This is a genomic window from Virgibacillus flavescens, from assembly GCF_050574275.1.
Lineage (GTDB): Bacteria > Bacillota > Bacilli > Bacillales > Amphibacillaceae > Virgibacillus_F > Virgibacillus_F flavescens.
The window spans coordinates 1888406-1907569 of sequence record NZ_CP192260.1 but is presented as its reverse complement, the minus strand read 5'-3'; the positions used below and the strand labels follow the sequence as shown (position 1 = coordinate 1907569).

Sequence of the window (19164 nt, the reverse complement as noted above, 5' to 3'; positions counted from 1 at the left end):
GAATTATATCATTTACCCAGTTAAATTGTCAATGGATAATTTTGATTGAATCTAATTTATTTTTCTGTTGAATCTAATTTATTTCTCTGTGTCTTTTTCAACAGCAAAATCCATATTACAGACATTCCGGATAAAAGTCAATACCTTTCTAGTATTCTATTTCAATTTATATAGTACCATTCATTTCAAAGTACTGTCTGGCCTTATTCAATTAGGCTTATTCATTTTATTTAAAAGATAACTTCACCGTTCCAAGCCATCATTCCACCAGCTAAATTTGCTACTTTAAATCCTTTTTCATCCATAAAAGCTGCTGCCCTCATACTTCTCACACCTGACCTACAAACAAGAACATACTGTTTTTCTTTCTTTAAGCTTTCTAATCTATTAGGTATTTCCGGTAACGGAATATGCTTGGCATCTTCAATCACACCAAAATTAATCTCTTCATTGTCTCTTACGTCGATAACTCCAATACTATCCTAATAAGTACATAAGTTCTTCAGATGTAAATTCTTGAATATCTTCCACCACTCTCAGCCCTTCATGTTTACTGCCATTGTACTTTTATCATGATACTAATTCAGCGTATAACTTTCAAACATATAACACATTATAACTGCAACTACATGTACAACATAAAGGCAGGCGAAGTAACTATGAAGCTAAAAGTAAGTTTAATCATTTTCTTTTTAACAGCCACCCTATTAATACCGTTATATATATCGGCAGAAGAAAAAAGACCACAGACCCCTCCAGTTAAAACAGTGCAGACATATCAGGAAGATGTTACTGGAGATGGCCAAAATGAAACAATTCTTTTGAAGGCAATACCGTTCAGCGAGGATTCAGCTTACTATCAGAAAATATGGGCATCCATTGAGGATCTGCACAACAAGAAATGGGAAATTCAATATGGTGGAGGCTATGAACCTACCCTTCAGTTCTATGACCTGAACCACGATAACGTAGCTGACATCTACTATCAAAGTCCCACTGGAGGAAGTGGCGGTCTATATAGCTACAAACTTAATACTTTAAAAAATGGGATTAATAAAGAAATTCCATTACCCGAACAACGATATGTTAAAGGCAAGTTCATTGAGGGCTTTAAAGCCGTATTATCGTTAACACCTGGAAGTAAACCAATATTTATTGATGTGAAAAACCGTTCAGAAGATTATATACGTTTAAAAATTTACAATGAAAAAGGTCAGTTACTGCAGCCTACTTCATTAATGATTGATCCAATTGCCTTTTTTGAACCCGTCTTGATAAGCAAAAGTAAAGGATATGGCCTTAGAAGTTATCAGCAGATTAGTGGGGCATATCACGCCGATCAATTGGGAACAATTGAGACACTTTGGTATTTTGAAAAGGACAGATGGATTATTTTAACAACTAAATGGGTGCCATCTGGACAATAATTCAATCGTCAACTGCTAATTCATCTATGGTAAATATACAAACAAAAGAGGGACCTCTGCTATAGAGGTCCCTTTCATGAATTAATTTGCTACAACGTTTACCAACTTACCTGGTACAACAATTACTTTGCGTATTGTTTTTCCTTCTAGCCATTCCTGAATTTTTTCATCTTCAAAGGCGACTTTTTCAAGTTCTTCCTTTGTAATATCTTTTGCCACGTTTATCTTAGACCTTACTTTTCCCATTACCTGCAGTACAACTTCAACCTCATCCTCCACTAATTTGGATTCATCGTAATCCGGCCAAGGCTGGTAGCTAATGGTTTCTTCATGTCCAAGCAGGTACCACAATTCTTCTGTTACATGAGGAGCAACAGGTGAAAGCAATTTAACAAATCCTTCTATATAATCCTTTCGAAGCTGGTTCGCTTTATAAGCTTCATTAATAAATACCATCATTTGTGATATTCCAGTATTAAAATGCAGGTTCTCAAAGTCCGCTGTCACCTTCTTAACTGTTTGATGATAGACTTTATCTAAGGAAGAATCATTCGTTCCTTCACTTACTTTATCTGAAAGTGAACCATCTTCATTAACAAGCAGTCGCCATACGCGATCAAGAAATCTTCTTGCACCGTCTAATCCGTTAGTCGACCATGCAATAGCAGCGTCCAGCGGCCCCATAAACATTTCATACAGACGCAATGTATCTGCACCATGCGAAGCAACTATTACATCTGGATTAACTACATTCCCTTTCGACTTACTCATTTTCTCGTTACCCTCACCAAGGATCATTCCCTGGTTAAACAACCGCTTGAATGGTTCCTTTGTAGGGACAACACCAATATCATACAAAAATTTATGCCAAAACCGTGCATATAGTAAATGCAGTACAGCATGCTCAGCTCCACCAATATACGTATCAACCGGCAGCCATTTCTTTAGTGCTTCAGGATCTGCAAGCTGTTCTGAGTTGTCCGGATCAATAAAACGAAGGAAATACCAGCAGCTGCCTGCCCATTGAGGCATTGTATTTGTTTCTCTGCGCCCTTTTAGTCCTGTTTCCGGATCCACCACATTTACCCAATCACTATTTGCCAGTGGGGATTCACCGGTTCCAGATGGCTTTATCTCCTTTAGCTTCGGTAGCTCTAATGGAAGATTTTTTTCGGGTACGGCTGTCATCGTACCATCTTCCCAATGAATAACTGGAATTGGTTCTCCCCAATAACGCTGACGTGAGAATAACCAATCACGCAGTCGATACGTAACCTTTCTTTCACCTTTTTCGTTACTTTCAAGCCACTCAATCATTTTTATAATGGAAGCTTCTTTTTCCATTCCATCCAAAAATGATGAATTAATATGATTACCCTCACCCGTGTATGCTTCTTCTTTTATGTTTCCGCCTTCAACTACTTCAACGATTGGCAGCTCAAATTTACCAGCAAATTCATAATCCCGTTCGTCATGTGCCGGAACCGCCATAATTGCCCCAGTTCCATATGTCATAAGAACATAGTCCGCTACCCAGATTGGCATTTTTTCATTATTTGCAGGGTTAATCGCATATGCGCCTGTGAAAACTCCAGTTTTGTCTTTTGCTAAGTCAGTCCGTTCCAGATCTGATTTGGTTTGAACTGAATCCAGATATGTCGTGACATCTGCTTTTTGTTTAGCTGATACAATTTTATCAACAAGCGGATGCTCTGGTGCCAGAACAGCGTAGGTTGCGCCAAACAAAGTATCTGGTCTAGTGGTAAAAACGGTAAACGTCTCATCTGTTCCATCAATATCAAACGTTACTTCTGCGCCTTCAGACCGTCCAATCCAGTTTCGCTGCATATCTTTTATACTCTCAGGCCAATCCAGCTCATCCAAATCTTCCATTAAACGATCAGCATACGCTGTTATTTTTAGCATCCATTGGCGCATTGGTTTTCTGACAACTGGATGTCCTCCACGTTCACTCTTACCATCAATTACTTCTTCATTTGCCAGCACAGTTCCAAGCGCTGGACACCAATTAACAGCTACTTCATCAACATATGCTAGCCCTTTTTCGTAAAGTTTGGTGAAAATCCATTGCGTCCACTTATAATAGTTTGGATCTGTTGTAGAAACTTCCCTGTCCCAGTCATAAGAAAAGCCAAGGTCCTGTATCTGACGCTTAAACGTTTCGATATTTTTCAGAGTAAATTCTGCCGGACTATTTCCTGTATCTAGTGCATATTGTTCTGCAGGTAAACCGAATGCATCCCATCCCATTGGATGCAATACTTCATAACCCTGCATCCGTTTCATTCTGGAAAAGATATCTGTTGCAGTGTACCCTTCTGGGTGCCCAACATGAAGCCCTGCTCCAGATGGATAAGGAAACATATCCAGCGCATAAACCTTTTCTTTTTCTGAATACGTATCCGTTTTAAATGTTTTATTTTTTTGCCAGTGTGCTTGCCACTTCTTTTCTATCGTTTGGTGATCAAAACTCATTTTTCTTCCTCCTTTTAATATGAAAATAAAAAAAGCCACTCATCCCTATAAAAGGGACGAGAAGCTGTTATCTCCCGCGGTACCACCCAAATTAACGTAAACCACACGTTCTCTTTGTATCCGTAACGTGGATTCACGGCAGGAACTACTAACGTTCACTCCTGCAACATTAAAGGTGAGTTCATAAACATTCAGGAACAGTTTTCACCAGCCACTGTCTCGCTAAACCTGAAGAATTTATTACTAGTCCTTCGCATCGTTATTCTAATATGTATATCGAATTTTAATGAATTCGTGTCTTATTGTCAAGTGAATATTGATTTCTTTCTTATATTATTACATTCGTGATAACATTATATACAATTATAGTCAGTTAGGGTGATTAATCATGATTAAAGGAATACTTAATTTTTCCCATCATTTAATAGAAGAAGCAGTTAACAAAGGCGAAACAGTAATCGATGCCACATGCGGAAATGGTCATGATACCGTATTTTTGAGTGAAGTAGTTGGTGAACACGGTCATGTTTTCGGTTTTGATATACAGGACGCAGCGATAAAACAAACGCAGGAAAAGCTTGCTGGGCACAAAATTACAAATGCAAAAATAATCAAAGACAGTCATAGCAATGCAATCCATCATTTGACAGTGGATCAGTTAACTTCGCTTGGCGGCGCTATTTTTAACCTAGGTTATTTACCTGGCAGTGATAAAGGCATCATAACGAAAAGCGAAACAACGATTCTTGCAATTGAAGGAATTTTATCCCATTTAAAAGAAGATGGAATTATCGTTTTAGTCGTTTATCATGGACATCCCGGTGGCGATGCAGAGAAACAAAACATTCTGGAGTACACCCACCAGTTAGACCAAAAATTCTTTCGTGTATTAAAATATGGATTTATTAATCAAAAAAATGATCCACCATTCATCATCGCAATTGAAAAGAAAACCAGGTAACTTCTTCGTCCTACTGCCAAATAAAAGCAGTAGGATTTTTTTGATGCCGTATTTTGTCGAACTAGGTCGAATTACTCCTCGTAACTTGAAAAGTCTGAAATCTGTTTTAATATTTTGATTTTTCTTGACATATTAACTGTCGTTTTATAGAATACTACATATGATAACGCTTTCTAAATTATACAAGGGGGAAAAGAAATGAAAAAATTAAGCTTATATTGTCTATTATTCGCTTTCATAGTTGTACTAGCTGCCTGTGGTTCTAGTGATGACGAAGGTAATGCATCTGGTGGTGAAGGTGAAGATAAAGTATACAAGGTAGGAATAGACACGACGTATCCTCCTTTCGAGTTTCAGGAAGGTGACGAATATAAAGGTATTGACGTTGATTTAATCCGAGCAATTGCGGAAGATCAAGACTTTGAGATCAAACTTGAGCCGATGGACTTTAGTGGTATTATTCCCGCTATGCAGGCTGGGGAGCTAGATATAGCAATTGCAGGAATGAGTATTACAGATAAGCGCAAGGAAACAGTAGATTTTTCAGAACCATACTTTGAAGCTGGATTATCACTAGTTGTTGCTGAAGGAAACTCAGAAATTACAAGCTTAGAAGATTTAAAAGGCAAAACTGTAGCAGTTAAAAAAGGAACAACTGGTGCAAACTTCGCACTTGAAAATAAAGATAAATATGGATATGAAATTGTTCAGGTAAATGACAGTACATCCATGTTCCAGGAAGTAGCAAACGGTACAGCAGATGCACTAATTGAAGATTATCCTGTAATCTCTTATGCAATCGCTGAAAGTGATCTTAAGTTACAAGTTGTCGGAGATCGACTAAACGGAGATAATTACGGAATCGCAGTATTAAAAGGTGAAAACGACGAACTACTTAAGAAAATAAATGATGGTTTAGCTTCCCTTAAGGAAAGCGGTAAATATGACGAGATTTTAAATACGTACCTTAGTGAATAGTAAATTACCACGGCGCGCTATGAAAGCGCGCCAATTTCAATGAAGGGGGCTGAATAAATGGAGGTTATCATTGAGTCCTTTCCATATTTACTGGAAGGATTAAAAGTAACTATCTACATATTTTTAGTAGCAATTGCCATAGGATTTTTTATTGGCCTTATCATGGCCTTAATGCGCTTATCACCTTGGAAAGTTCTGAACTGGATTGCTAAAATATTTATCGACGCAATCCGCGGGACCCCTATATTAGTGCAATTATTCTTCTTTTATTATGGTTTAAACTCGCTTGAATTTATATCGATGGATCGTACAACTGCAGGTATTATAACAGTTGCAATCAATGCAGGAGCATATTTTGCAGAAATTATCCGCGCTGGTATTCAATCTATGGACAAGGGGCAGACAGAAGCCGCACGATCACTTGGTTTAACGAGTACACAGAACATGCGCCATATTATACTTCCGCAGGCATTCAGACGAATGCTTCCAACATTTACAAACCAGGCAATTATAAGTTTTAAAGATACTTCGCTTCTTTCCGTTATTGGAATTGCCGATTTAACTCAAAAAGGTCAGGTTGAAATTGCTCGAACCTTTGAAGCCTTTTATATATGGACGGCAGTTGGAGTGATGTATTTCGTTATTATTTACTTATTATCTCTGCTTTCCAGTTACCTAGAAAGGAGATATGAATTACGATGACTATGATTGAAGTGAAAAACTTAAAGAAGTCTTTCGGTAAGCTTGAAGTATTAAAAGATATAAGTGTTAACGTTCAAGAAAAAGAAGTGGTTTGTGTAATCGGTGCTTCAGGGTCAGGAAAGAGTACGTTTCTTCGCTGTTTAAACCGACTCGAAGATATAACAGGTGGACATGTAATTATTGATGGACAGGATATCACTGATAAAGAAGTCAATATAAATCAAGTTCGTCAGGAAGTCGGGATGGTATTTCAGCAGTTTAACTTATTTCCTCACAAGACGGTTTTGGAAAATATTATACTTGCCCCAATGAAAACGCGCGGCACTACAAGAGCAGATGCAGATACTAAAGCAAAAGAACTATTGGATAAAGTGGGACTAAGTGATAAAGCGGATAGCTATCCTGGTTCCCTATCAGGCGGACAAAAGCAGCGTGTAGCAATTGCGCGCGCCTTAGCTATGAACCCTAAAATCATGTTGTTTGATGAGCCAACTTCAGCTCTCGATCCTGAAATGGTTGGTGATGTGCTGGAGGTTATGAAACAACTTGCTTTAGAAGGAATGACAATGGTAGTTGTAACACACGAGATGGGCTTCGCTCGCGAAGTGGGTGATCGCGTTTTATACATTGATGAAGGTTTGATCGTTGAACAAAACGTTCCTGAAGAATTGTTCAGCAACCCACAACACGAACGCACCCAAGCATTTTTAAGTAAAGTATTGTAAAAAATGAAAACACCCGTGGTCAATTAATTGATCACGGGTGTTTTCATTTTCCTGACATTTTATAATACAGTCTGGTATTCCAATGAAAAAAATGCGCCTTTGCTCCACTTGCCCTAAGCAATACCTTCCGCATTCTCATGCCGCCTTCTACTTCATTTACTTTTCGATCACCTAAGTACAGACCAACTAATCCACACCTTACCATTTCGTGAAATTGAGGATTAGGCAGATGCTTTACATGATTACGTGTTTCTTCAATAAAGTACTGCAATCGTCCCTTCAGTTCTGCGTCATCCGCATAATACGTGCAAAAGTTCAGATCTGATTCCATCTGATCTTCTTGTTGATCAATATAATAATCCAATAATATATGAAGACTTTGCATAAAAGGAAAATACCCCAGGTAAACCTCATTCGCTATTTTTTCATTCAGCTGACCGCCAAGCATGTAAGAGACAAGACAAAAGATACCTAACGTTGATCCCGCTGCAGCAGAGAACTCATACCATCTCAGTTGCGGATATGTATCCTTATGTTGAGCAAACCAATTCGTTAATCGTGGTATTCTTTCCTCATGTGTCACATGCTTATGCACCTGTAAATCACTATATAATCCGCAAAGTTCCCCTAGAAATACCTGAATCGCATCAAATCCCTCGGCGTTCTTTAAAATCTTCTGACACGTTTTCACGAGATCATTTAAGTATCCACCATCATCCTGCTCTATTCGTAATTCGTAGTAATTTTTAATGGTATTAGAAGGCGTTAACGCGTCAATCATCGACTGATGCAGTAAACCAAAATCAGCTGGATCAAGCGACGTGCTTCGATCGCAAAGGTTATCCAGATAATCACTAATTGTCTGGTAAGCAACAATGAATTGGATCGCTTCTTTCGATCTTTTCCCAGCGAGAATAGCGTATACTCCCCCACCCTGACAGTGAAAACGTTTGGAAGAAATGCTTGCAAGCGCCTGAGTTCTCAGTTCTGGATCGGGTATTCGTTCTGCACGCCTTTTCCAATAGGATAGTTCCATGTTCACTTGTGGGAAAACTTTAAAATAAACATCGCCCATTAAGGAGATTGATGACCTAGGCACATGATAAGACAATACACTTCCTCCTTCCTTCTTTAAAATTTTTGTTATACTACTTATACACAATCTTTTAGGAGGATTCAAATGATACACCATTATAAAAACAGTACACCAGAAATACATGAATCAGCTTATGTTGCGAATGATGCCGTTATCACTGGCGACGTAACAATTGGTGAAGAATCAAGTATATGGTTTAAAACAGTTATTCGAGGTGATGTTGCCCCAACCCGAATAGGTAAAAGAGTTAGTATTCAGGATTTATCTATGGTTCATCAAAGTCCAGATAATCCAGTTATTGTAGAAGACGATGTGACAATTGGACATCAAGTCACCCTTCATTCTGGAATCATTCGCAAAAACGCACTAATCGGTATGGGATCTCTTATCCTGGACGGCGCCGAAATTGGAGAAAATGCATTCTTAGGTGCAGGAAGTCTTGTACCACCCGGAAAGAAAATCCCTCCTCGTACACTTGCACTCGGAAGACCGGCTAAAGTCGTACGCGAACTTACTGACAAAGACTACCAGGAGATGGAACGCGTTAGAAAATCATATGTAGAAAAAGGACAATATTATAAGCATCATACATCCTTATAATGTTAGGTGGTATACAATGAGTAAACTATTATTATTCGATGGTGAATGTAACTTCTGCGATAATAGTGTGCAATTCATTATCAAAAGAGACCCTGGAGCCATTTATAAATTTGCAGCGTTGCAAAGTGATGCCGGACTGGAAGTATTAAAAACTTACCAGATCCCGCTGCATATTGACAGTTTTTTATTAATAGATGGAAAAAAATATTTCACCAAATCGTCAGCAGCGCTTCGGGTCTGCAAAAATCTAACTGGGCTCTGGAAGCTTCTCTATATCTTTATTCTTGTTCCAAAACCTTTGCGTGACTTTGCCTACAGCATTGTTGCTAAAAACAGATACAAATGGTTTGGTAAAAAGGATAATTGTATGATCCCAACTTCCGATATACGAGATAGGTTTCTATAATAAAAGTCACGACCTCCCATCGTAAGGGTTGTCGTGACTTGTTGTTTATTTAGTAAGTGCTTTTAATTCTTCAACTTTATCTGTTTTTTCCCAAGGGAATAAAATATCAGTCCGACCAAAATGACCGTATGCTGATGTATTTCGGAAAATCGGTTTTTGTAAATCTAGCATCCGGATAATACCAGCTGGTCTCAAGTCAAATAGTTTCCTAACTGCTTGAACAAGGGTGTCCTCGCTTACAGTACCAGTACCAAATGTATTAACAGCAATGGAAACTGGCTCGGCAACACCAATAGCATAAGCTAATTGAACCTCACACGTTTTAGCTAATTCAGCAGCTACGATGTTTTTCGCAACGTACCTAGCTGCATAGGCTGCAGAACGATCCACTTTCGTAGAATCCTTCCCACTAAATGCACCGCCACCGTGTCGGGCATATCCACCATACGTATCTACGATAATTTTACGACCGGTTAAACCGGCGTCTCCTTGTGGTCCACCAATAACAAAACGACCAGTAGGATTAATAAAGTATTTTGTTGAGTCATCCAGTAAGTTTTCTGGTACTACTGGACGAATAACGTGTTCAATTAAATCCTTTTCTATTTGTTCGGTTGTAATATCCTGATGATGCTGTGTAGAAATTACAATGGTATCCACTTTAACTGGATTATCATTTTCATCATACTCAACAGTTACCTGTGTTTTTCCATCTGGACGAAGGTACGCAAGCGTCTCATCCTTACGAACATCCGCTAATCGTTTCGCCAGTTTATGAGCCAATGAAATCGCCAGTGGCATTAATTCTTCCGTTTCGTTGCAAGCATAACCAAACATTAATCCCTGGTCTCCTGCGCCAATTGCTGCTATTTCATCCTCTGACATTTTACCTTGACGTGCTTCAAGAGCTGTATTAACACCACCGGCAATATCAGGTGATTGTTCATCAATAGCAGTCAGAACTGCACACGTATCAGCATCAAAACCGTACTTGGCACGAGTATAGCCGATATCTTTAATTGTTTGTCTAACTACAGCAGGGATATCTACATAAGTAGATGTAGATATTTCACCAGCTACCAGTACCAGTCCAGTTGTAACAGTAGTTTCACATGCAACACGTGCAAGTGGATCTTTCTTTAAGATTTCATCTAAAATGGCATCTGAAATCTGATCACAAATTTTATCAGGGTGTCCCTCTGTAACAGATTCAGATGTAAATAAACGACGATTTTCAGCCATATGGCTAAATCCTCCCTTTATAATGTGGTACGGATCTCTTGTATATCCTGTATGCTAAATATTCAGTAAGGTTCCTTATAAACAAAAAAAGCCCTTCCTAGACATGAGGAAAGGTGTTGTGGCCATTTCCTCTTATTGTTCAAGGTGTTATCCTTGCATCAGGTTAGCACCTTTTCACTCGCGTGATGGTTGCTGGGTTTCATAGGGTCTGTCCCTCCACCGACTCTGAATAAGAGAGTATCCGTTCGAAACTTATCGTATCGAAAACAGTCGTTTATGTCAACAAATTCCGCGTAAGGATAAAAATCTTTTTGAAATTTAAACAAAGGTTTAGATTAGTATGGATTAATTTTATTAATGTGTTATACTAATAAACAGATTTATAAAATTGCGATAGTAGTTTATACTTTGTAGAAGTATAAAAATAAAATTCATTCCAAAAGGCAGGTATGTGACATGAAATCAGTGGAACAATCATCATTATTACAAGAGTTAACCTCACATAGCAACATACAAAAAAACTTATCTGTACCTCGTTTAGTTGAACGTATTTTGGCACGTAATGAAGGTACGTTAATGTCAACTGGTGCAATTCAAGCCGCTACCGGAAAATATACTGGCCGTTCACCACAGGATAAATTCATCGTAAAAGATGAAGTATGCGAAAAGTTTGTTGACTGGGGATCCGTGAATCAAGCGATTGACGAAGTGACATTCGATAAACTTTATGAAAAAGTAGTAAATTATTTAAAAGATAAAAATGAATTATATCAATTTAAAGGCTTTGCTGGAGCAGATAAAAGCTACCGTTTACCGATTCAGGTTATTAATGAGTATGCATGGCACAACCTGTTCGCTCGCCAATTGTTTATTTCACCAACAGAAGATGAACTCAAAACACATAACCCGGAATTTACAGTTGTATCCGCTCCAACTTTCAAGGCGGATCCAGAAATAGACGGAACTAACTCAGAAACATTCATCCTTGTTTCTTTTAAAAAGCGCGTGATTTTAATTGGTGGAACAGAGTACGCTGGAGAAATTAAGAAATCGATTTTCTCTGTTATGAATTACCTTTTACCACAACGTGAAGTATTGTCTATGCACTGTTCTGCTAACGTTGGCCAAGAAGGTGACGTAGCATTGTTCTTTGGCTTATCAGGAACAGGAAAGACTACACTGTCTGCCGATCCTTATCGCCGATTAATTGGTGATGATGAGCATGGATGGAGCCCGAATGGTGTATTCAACATTGAAGGCGGCTGCTATGCGAAGTGCATTAACCTGTCTCAGGAAAAAGAACCTCAAATCTTCGACGCTATCCGCTTTGGTTCTGTACTGGAAAACGTCGAGTTTGATAAAGATACGCGCGTGCCCGACTATGATGATACATCCTTAACGGAAAACACGCGTGCAGCTTATCCATTGGAAAATATCGATAACATTGTAACGCCAAGCGTTGCCGGTCATCCAAACACCATTATCTTTTTAACAGCGGATGCTTCTGGTACATTACCACCAATCAGCAAATTGACGAAGGAACAGGCGATGTACCATTTCTTAAGTGGATATACCAGCAAATTAGCAGGTACAGAGCGCGGTGTAACAGAGCCTCAAGCAACATTCTCAGCTTGTTTTGGTTCACCATTTTTACCACTTGCCCCGTCAACTTATGCAAAAATGCTAGGTGAAAAAATCGATCAATTTAAGTCCAATGTTTTCTTAGTAAACACTGGTTGGACTGGAGGATCGTACGGTGTTGGTAACCGTATGAAACTAGCTTATACACGAGCAATGATTCACGCAGCACTTGAAGGTGAATTAAACACTGTGGAAACAACCAAAGATGAAATCTTCGGACTTGAAACTCCATTGAACGTTCCAGGCGTTCCCGATGAAGTATTAGTTCCGAAAAGTACATGGGAAGATAAACAAGCTTACGAAACAGAAGCAAAGAGTCTTGCAATGAAATTCCATGAAAACTTCAAGAAATTCACAAAAGCAGATAAAGAAATCAGCCAGGCAGGCCCACTATATAAAGGTTAAACCAAATTGTCAGCCAGCTTCCATACGGAGGCTGGCTTTTTTTATTGTCTATGCCCGGGATTGTATTTTCTACTGAGTCGCATGTATTCTCTCGTTCCCAGCTTGTATTTCTCACCATTCCGCTTGTATTGCTACCACTTCCGACTGTATTTACTGCCTGGGATTGTATTTCCCCCTAACTGGCTTGTATTCTCTCGTTCCCGGCTTGTATTTCCCTCCAATCCGCTTGTATTGCTAACCTCTTTCGACCGTATTTACTGCCCGGGATTGTATTTCCCCCTATCCGGATTGTATTACCCATCAACCCGCTCGCACTGCAACCATCCCCGACTGTATCCACTCCCCGAAAGTAAATTTCAGCCCTGACCCGACAGTACCTAATAGGCATTCACACATTTCTCGCACTTTCATAGACTATTTAGACACTAATCTAATCGAAAAAGAAAGGAACGAAGCGCATGAAAAGATTGTTTGTAACGTTGATTATTGGATTAACAATCGTATTTCTGATGGCGTGTAATTCAAACGAAAAATCTTCTATAAAAGTAGCTGAAGTAACGAGATCTCTTTTTTATGCTCCTCAATATGTGGCACTGGAAAAAGGATTTTTTGAAGAAGAGGGATTGGAAGTTGAACTGCAGACTACCTGGGGGGGAGACAAAACCATGACTGCCTTACTCTCAGATGGGGCTGATATTGCGCTGGTTGGTTCCGAAACTTCCATTTACGTTTATGCACAGGAATCCAATGACTATGCTATTAACTTTGCTCAATTGACACAAACGGATGGTACGTTTTTAGTAGCAAAAGAACCCCAACCCGATTTTAAATGGGATGATTTAGTGGATACTACTTTCCTTGGACAGCGCAAAGGTGGCATGCCGCAAATGGTTGGTGAGTTTGTACTGAAAGAAAATGGTATTGATCCGCATACGGACTTAAATCTTCTTCAAAATATTGATTTCGCAAACATACCTGGAGCATTTGTATCTGGGGATGCAGAATATGTTCAATTATTTGAACCAACTGCCAGTATTTTTGAAAAGGAAGGTAAAGGTCATATCGTCGCCTCTTTCGGTGAAGAATCTGGCCATGTTCCTTACACGGTATATATGGCAAAACAAAGTTATTTAAAAGACAATGATGAACAAATAGCAAGTTTCACTAAGGCAGTCTACAAAGCGCAAACATGGGTGGCGGAACATAGTGCAGAAGAAATCGCTGAAGTTATCCAGCCATATTTTAAAGATACTGAACTTGATATCCTTACCTCCTCAATAGATCGCTACAAAAAACAAGGTTCATTTGCTACTGATCCTATTCTGGATAAAGAGGAATGGACTAATCTAAAAGATATTATGGAAGAAGCTGGTGAACTTCCTGCAGACGTACCATACGAAGATTTAGTCAATACGAAATATGCAGAGGAAGTATCAAACTAAGGAGGGAAACAATGTCTTTTCTAACCTTAGATAAACTATCACATCACTATTTCTCAGAAAAGAGTTATACACAGGCATTGGATAGTATTTCACTATCTATAGACGAGGGAGAGTTCATTTCATTACTTGGGCCAAGTGGCTGCGGAAAATCAACCATTCTTTCTATTATTGCAGGTATTGTAAACCAAACATCTGGAACCGTATTTTTTGAAGCAAAGCCATTAAAGGAGTCACACTTGTCAATTGGCTATATGCTGCAGCAGGATTATTTATTCCCATGGAAATCCATTATGGAAAACATCCTGATAGGACCAAAAATAACCGGATCCGTTACAAATGAAACTAAGGACAGAGCATTAGCGATGCTTGAAGAGGTTGGGCTGCCAAATGTCGCTGATTCTTTTCCCCGTTCCTTATCAGGGGGGATGAGACAACGTGTAGCATTGGTTAGGACGCTTATTAACGAACCAAAAATTTTACTGTTGGATGAACCCTTCTCCGCACTAGATTATCAGACTAAATTAAAACTGGAAAATCTGGTTTTTAAATTACTGCAGACATACAAAAAAACGTCTATTTTAGTAACGCATGATATTGGTGAAGCAATTGCCATGAGTGATCGAATTGTCTTAATGTCGGCAAATCCCGGCAGAATTGCTAAAACTTTTGATGTGCCAATTGAAATACGCACCATTACACCTTTTGAAGCTCGCAAACATCCTAAGTATCAGATTTTATTCGACCGGATTTGGGGGGAGTTGGATAAACATGAAACTTCAATGGAAGTACAGTAATTGTGTAGACACGCTCCTCAGCTCCGCTCTAGAAGGTGTGACTGGATATGGATAGTGAGTCTAGTAATAAACTTCATCAACGGTATAAAAAAGCGATTAAACGTGAAAAGCGGATGATTTTCTCCTGGCAGGTAATTATCCTTCTGCTGTTTTTCGGAAGTTGGGAACTGGCTAGCTCTATGATGTGGATTGATCCTTTGCTGTTCAGCTCACCTTCAAAAGTTTTTGACCAGATATTGTCTAAATTTATTGATGCCAGTTTTATTGTCCATTTACAGGTAACAGTGATTGAAACGATAATCGGATTTATCGTCGGAACGGTATTAGGCGTTATATGCGCGACTGCACTTTGGACTTCCTCAAAACTTGCGAGAATTACTGATCCCTACCTGGTGGTTGCAAACGCTATGCCCAAGGTTGCACTAGGCCCAATCATAATTGTTGCTTTAGGACCCGGTTATATTGCCATAATTGCTATGGGTGCACTCATATCTGTAGTTATAACAACACTTGTCGTATACTCAGCATTCAAAGAAGTCGATCCAAACTATGTAAATGTACTAAAAAGCTTTGGAGCATCTAAATCACAACGTTTTCGTGAAGCAGTTTTCCCTGCTACACTTCCAACCATTATTTCAACACTAAAAGTAAATGTTGGGCTATCCTGGGTAGGCATTATTGTAGGTGAATTCTTAGTATCAAAACAAGGGCTGGGTTATTTAATCATCTACGGATTCCAAGTATTCGATTTCACATTGGTAATGTCCAGTATGCTGCTTATCGCAATTTGTGCTGCAATCATGTACAAATTGGTAGAGAAACTGGAGAATGTTCTTATGAAGCACACGAAATAAAAAAGCAGCGTCTCCTCAGGCAGGAAACGCTGCTTTTATGTTAAATATTCTTTTTTTATCTTTTTCATGCAATGCGTTAAAACATCATCTTTCATGATAAAACTGAATTTCGAGTTATGTTTGACGTTAGTCGGGACCTTTTCTAATAATACTGGTCCGAAGGTTTCATAATAGGTTGTCTGTTCGATTAATTCACCCACAACAGCATAATAAACATTTTTTATCACAGTACCACCTTTACCAGCAACGTAATATTGACCGATATATTTCATCTGGTCTATTCGCCCTCCAGTTTCTTCTTTCACTTCACGTACCGCTGCCTGTTCTGCCGTTTCCCCTGGTTCAACTTTTCCACCAGGGAACTCCATACCCCGTTCTTTATGCTTTGTTAATAACCATTTATCTTTATATACACAAATAACCCATACGTGTTTCGGTTCTTTGGAAAAATAATGATTTTCAAACGTTAATTTAACTTCATTGTTATAATAATCTCTAAAAATATTCATCATTTCAGCTGCCTTTGTACACATTAATTAACTAGTTGTTAGTACTTAGTATATTCCTTTAAAGCAGCCGATATAAACCACTTTTCTTAGACTTGATAGAGAATGCCTATTTATAGCCCCTATAAATGTCGATCTGATAATACTCCCATTGTCTCAATATGATTCTTTGTCTCTTCATCACCTAGATGATACACCATCTGATATGCACCGGTTAGTCCAATATCATAGTCATCATTCGATTTATCATTATGATAAGCCATAATTGGTACATGTGCACGAAAGAATGCACGTGTATTCGCATCATACATATCATTTAACTTGTCGCGGAGCAGGATCACTTCCTCGTCAGTAGCATAGATGATAAATTCCTCATTGTTACCATATTTAATCTGTGAAATCTCCTGTGCACCCATATTAACATAATACTTTTTCTTTTCCTTATCCATTTTTACATACCTCCTTCCCTTAATTTGTCTAAAATTACGGGAAGCATGTATGAAAAACAAAAAAACTGGCATAAAAGTAACCCAAAAGTTCTTTACGCCAGTTTACCTATAGAATTAAGTTATATACTTTGTTTTGTTAAATCTGGAGAGTTATTTGCAAAAATACAGCGTCCTTTTCCATGGGGGATGCACATCGGAGTACCAAACATTGGGTCAAATGTTACATCACACTTCATTTCAAAAACTTCGTGTACTAATTTACAATTCACAATTTCCTCTGGTTTACCTTGTGCATAAACCTTCTTATCCTTAATCGCGACAACATGATGAGCATAACGACAGGCCAGATTTAAATCGTGTAATACCATAACAACGGTACGACCATCTTTTTCATTTAATTCAAACAATAAATCCAATACATCAATTTGATGTGTCATATCAAGATACGTTGTAGGTTCATCTAATAAGATCGTATCTGTTTCCTGCGCCAATGTCATAGCAATCCACGCACGCTGACGCTGACCACCGGATAATGAATCAACCGAACGGTCTTTTAATTCAATCATATTAGTCGATTCTAATGCTTTCTGAACAGCAGTCTCATCGTCCTTCGACCATTGTTTCAGAAAACCACGGTACGGATGCCGTCCCTGTTTTACTAATTCCGTTACCGTTAAACCTTCCGGGGTAACCGGACTCTGAGGTAAAATGGAAAGTTTTTTGGCAACCTGTTTGGTTCCAAGTTTGGCAATATCTTCACCATCTAATACAACATCGCCGCCTTTAGGCTTCAATAATCGCGCTAACGAACGTAATAATGTTGATTTACCACAACCATTACCACCTATAAAAACAGTAATTTCACCTTTAGGTATTTCTATATTTAAATCATCAATGATTATGTCTTCACCGTAACCAAGAGTTAAGTCTTGCGTTGATAGTGTTTGCATTGGAGTCACTCCCCTACATCCTACATGAAAAAACACCTACATGTATGTACGTATTATTCTCTAATAAATAATCTATCCCTAGTTTATTTGTTTTTATCCAATTAGTCAATGACTTTGATAATCTTTATCAATTAGTTTTTCCATTTGACTCACTTAACTTTTGTAAATAGACATTTTTGATGGAGGGAATAAAAACTATAATATTCTACCTATTCTTTCGTCGTAATTGATGGAAACTGCGAAATTATGCATATTGGAATAGACGTGCTATCAGGTGTGCAGTTAATAAATCCTCGACATCCACATTTCGTCAAGTGATTGGAACGGATGGCAGTCGACTCCTGCGGGAGGAAAGGCATAGGTGAGACCCCGGAGTGCGATAGCACGAGGAGGCTCACCAGCCGCCCTAAGGTGCGCGACTGCCATCCGTGGAAATCACGTTGCTGTTATAACGTAGTTTATTTTCGGAGCAGTGTGGTTAATTCGCAGTATAGAGTTTTTTGTAAAACTACATCGGATTGCGAGCTAATTCCACTATTTTAAGGAACTATATGTTTCACTCTGCAAAAAATTCATATTTTTGACTCACTAGAACATATTCAAAGATAATCTAACGACGTTGAAACAGGTGAAACTCAATCATTTTATCCAACAGTAACATAACTTGATCGCCTTCATTAAAGTGAGACCGAATCCATTTAGCTTCGCTTAGTAAGAATTCACTTAACAAATTTGCTGCTTTCCGATTATTTTCAGGTGTGATATTTTTAAATATCACACTAAGTTCATTAATAATATTTGCAGGTAGAGATCTCTCAATTGTTTTTAACCCTAGCTGAGCTCGTTCAGGTGAATATCGGTGCAATAGGACTCTAGCCAAATGCTCCATTGCATTTGTAAGCATTTTTACAGACCATATATCGTTTCCTCTTGCTGATGATTTTTTGTATTGAAACATAAACCAGGCTACATCGATTACATTGTCTTTAAATTCATTATCTGAGAGAACCAAGCTTTGTTTATCAACAAATTCGTCTAACAACTGATGCGGATCATACAATACTTTAAAATAATCCTTCGATGAGAACGTCTCCCTGGTAACAGTAAACAAATCTATATGTAAATAATCATCGTATACTGCAATGATTTGTGGTGCGATGATAAAGATGTCGTCTTGAAATATGATGGGACGATATGCTTTTATATGTTCTAACCTTCTGGCCAAAAATTCCTGTTCGTTCTGTTTATCTACCATACAGTAAAGGTCAATATCTGAATGCTCGTCATACTCGTTTCGTCCCATTGATCCCTTTACAAATATGGCCACTACATGTTCATCTTCCTGCAAGCTTTGACAAATTTTCTCAAGTGCTATTTCCTGTGGCAGCATTGGCTTCCTCCTTCTATAAAAATATATATTTCCTCAATATAAATCAGATTCTGCTGCTTGGCAATAGAAATCAGAAAAAAGCCCAATTCCTTAGAATTGA

19 protein-coding genes, 1 riboswitch and 1 other annotated feature are annotated in these 19164 nt (G+C 38.4%); of the genes, 11 read left to right on the top strand and 8 right to left on the bottom strand.

The window, feature by feature from the left end:
• Positions 1-230 precede the first annotated feature (230 nt).
• On the bottom strand, positions 231-467 hold the full coding sequence (locus VBD025_RS09060; protein ID WP_430791332.1) for a rhodanese-like domain-containing protein: 237 nt from the start codon (positions 465-467) through the stop codon (positions 231-233).
• Positions 468-629: 162 nt separating this feature from the next.
• Between VBD025_RS09060 and VBD025_RS09055 the strand changes: the two genes are divergently transcribed.
• Positions 630-1427, top strand: a complete 798-nt coding sequence (locus VBD025_RS09055; RefSeq protein ID WP_430784669.1) for a hypothetical protein — start codon at positions 630-632, stop codon at positions 1425-1427.
• An 81-nt stretch (positions 1428-1508) separates the two neighbouring features.
• On the opposite strand, the gene leuS is transcribed toward VBD025_RS09055, so the two are convergent.
• Positions 1509-3923, bottom strand: a complete 2415-nt coding sequence (gene leuS / locus VBD025_RS09050; RefSeq protein WP_430784667.1) for a leucine--tRNA ligase — start codon at positions 3921-3923, stop codon at positions 1509-1511.
• A 49-nt stretch (positions 3924-3972) separates the two neighbouring features.
• Positions 3973-4189 (bottom strand) — a binding site (T-box leader).
• 122 nt (positions 4190-4311) lie between these two features.
• Between leuS and VBD025_RS09045 the strand changes: the two genes are divergently transcribed.
• The 4 genes from VBD025_RS09045 to VBD025_RS09030 all read left to right on the top strand — a co-directional run bounded on the left by VBD025_RS09045 (position 4312) and on the right by VBD025_RS09030 (position 7289).
• Positions 4312-4884 (top strand): class I SAM-dependent methyltransferase, encoded by a 573-nt coding sequence (locus VBD025_RS09045; RefSeq protein WP_430784665.1) that lies wholly within the window; start codon positions 4312-4314, stop codon positions 4882-4884.
• Between the two features lie 198 nt (positions 4885-5082).
• On the top strand, positions 5083-5862 hold the full coding sequence (locus tag VBD025_RS09040; protein WP_430784663.1) for a transporter substrate-binding domain-containing protein: 780 nt from the start codon (positions 5083-5085) through the stop codon (positions 5860-5862).
• Between the two features lie 57 nt (positions 5863-5919).
• Positions 5920-6564, top strand: coding sequence for an amino acid ABC transporter permease (locus VBD025_RS09035; RefSeq protein ID WP_430784661.1), 645 nt, complete (start codon positions 5920-5922; stop codon positions 6562-6564).
• A complete protein-coding gene (locus VBD025_RS09030) occupies positions 6561-7289 on the top strand; it encodes an amino acid ABC transporter ATP-binding protein (protein WP_430784659.1) in 729 nt (242 codons plus the stop codon). Before VBD025_RS09035 ends, VBD025_RS09030 begins: the two co-directional genes overlap by 4 nt.
• A 43-nt stretch (positions 7290-7332) precedes the next feature.
• Here VBD025_RS09030 and VBD025_RS09025 read toward each other — a convergent pair whose 3' ends face one another.
• The gene (locus tag VBD025_RS09025) at positions 7333-8400 is read right to left on the bottom strand and encodes a tetraprenyl-beta-curcumene synthase family protein (RefSeq protein ID WP_430784657.1); all 1068 of its coding nucleotides are present in this window, start codon (positions 8398-8400) and stop codon (positions 7333-7335) included.
• Between the two features lie 69 nt (positions 8401-8469).
• On the opposite strand from VBD025_RS09025, the gene VBD025_RS09020 reads away from it, so the two are divergent.
• Together VBD025_RS09020 and VBD025_RS09015 are read left to right on the top strand one after the other, a co-directional pair.
• The gene (locus VBD025_RS09020) at positions 8470-8985 is read left to right on the top strand and encodes a gamma carbonic anhydrase (RefSeq protein WP_430784655.1); all 516 of its coding nucleotides are present in this window, start codon (positions 8470-8472) and stop codon (positions 8983-8985) included.
• Positions 8986-9001: 16 nt separating this feature from the next.
• Positions 9002-9391, top strand: a complete 390-nt coding sequence (locus VBD025_RS09015; protein ID WP_430784653.1) for a thiol-disulfide oxidoreductase DCC family protein — start codon at positions 9002-9004, stop codon at positions 9389-9391.
• 45 nt (positions 9392-9436) lie between these two features.
• Here VBD025_RS09015 and metK read toward each other — a convergent pair whose 3' ends face one another.
• Complete coding sequence (metK, locus tag VBD025_RS09010) at positions 9437-10633, bottom strand: methionine adenosyltransferase (RefSeq protein WP_430784651.1); 1197 nt, start codon at positions 10631-10633, stop codon at positions 9437-9439.
• Positions 10634-10762: 129 nt separating this feature from the next.
• Positions 10763-10869, bottom strand: a riboswitch (SAM riboswitch).
• A 220-nt stretch (positions 10870-11089) separates the two neighbouring features.
• On the opposite strand from metK, the gene pckA reads away from it, so the two are divergent.
• The 4 genes from pckA (at position 11090) to VBD025_RS08990 (ending at position 15769) form a co-directional block, all read left to right on the top strand.
• The gene (gene pckA, locus VBD025_RS09005; protein WP_430784649.1) at positions 11090-12679 is read left to right on the top strand and encodes a phosphoenolpyruvate carboxykinase (ATP); all 1590 of its coding nucleotides are present in this window, start codon (positions 11090-11092) and stop codon (positions 12677-12679) included.
• Positions 12680-13137: 458 nt separating this feature from the next.
• The gene (locus VBD025_RS09000) at positions 13138-14121 is read left to right on the top strand and encodes an ABC transporter substrate-binding protein (RefSeq protein ID WP_430784647.1); all 984 of its coding nucleotides are present in this window, start codon (positions 13138-13140) and stop codon (positions 14119-14121) included.
• Positions 14122-14132: 11 nt separating this feature from the next.
• Positions 14133-14915: an ABC transporter ATP-binding protein gene (locus tag VBD025_RS08995; RefSeq protein ID WP_430784645.1), complete on the top strand. Its 783-nt coding sequence runs from the start codon at positions 14133-14135 to the stop codon at positions 14913-14915.
• A 47-nt stretch (positions 14916-14962) separates the two neighbouring features.
• On the top strand, positions 14963-15769 hold the full coding sequence (locus VBD025_RS08990) for an ABC transporter permease (RefSeq protein WP_430784643.1): 807 nt from the start codon (positions 14963-14965) through the stop codon (positions 15767-15769).
• Positions 15770-15804: 35 nt separating this feature from the next.
• On the opposite strand, the gene ytkD is transcribed toward VBD025_RS08990, so the two are convergent.
• From ytkD to VBD025_RS08970, 4 genes are all read right to left on the bottom strand, one after another.
• The gene (gene ytkD / locus VBD025_RS08985) at positions 15805-16278 is read right to left on the bottom strand and encodes an RNA deprotection pyrophosphohydrolase (protein WP_430791330.1); all 474 of its coding nucleotides are present in this window, start codon (positions 16276-16278) and stop codon (positions 15805-15807) included.
• Positions 16279-16397: 119 nt separating this feature from the next.
• On the bottom strand, positions 16398-16724 hold the full coding sequence (locus VBD025_RS08980; protein WP_430784641.1) for a hydrolase: 327 nt from the start codon (positions 16722-16724) through the stop codon (positions 16398-16400).
• Between the two features lie 119 nt (positions 16725-16843).
• Positions 16844-17674: an ABC transporter ATP-binding protein gene (locus VBD025_RS08975; protein WP_430784639.1), complete on the bottom strand. Its 831-nt coding sequence runs from the start codon at positions 17672-17674 to the stop codon at positions 16844-16846.
• 610 nt (positions 17675-18284) lie between these two features.
• The gene (locus VBD025_RS08970) at positions 18285-19064 is read right to left on the bottom strand and encodes a nucleotidyltransferase domain-containing protein (protein ID WP_430784637.1); all 780 of its coding nucleotides are present in this window, start codon (positions 19062-19064) and stop codon (positions 18285-18287) included.
• Positions 19065-19164: the final 100 nt, after the last annotated feature.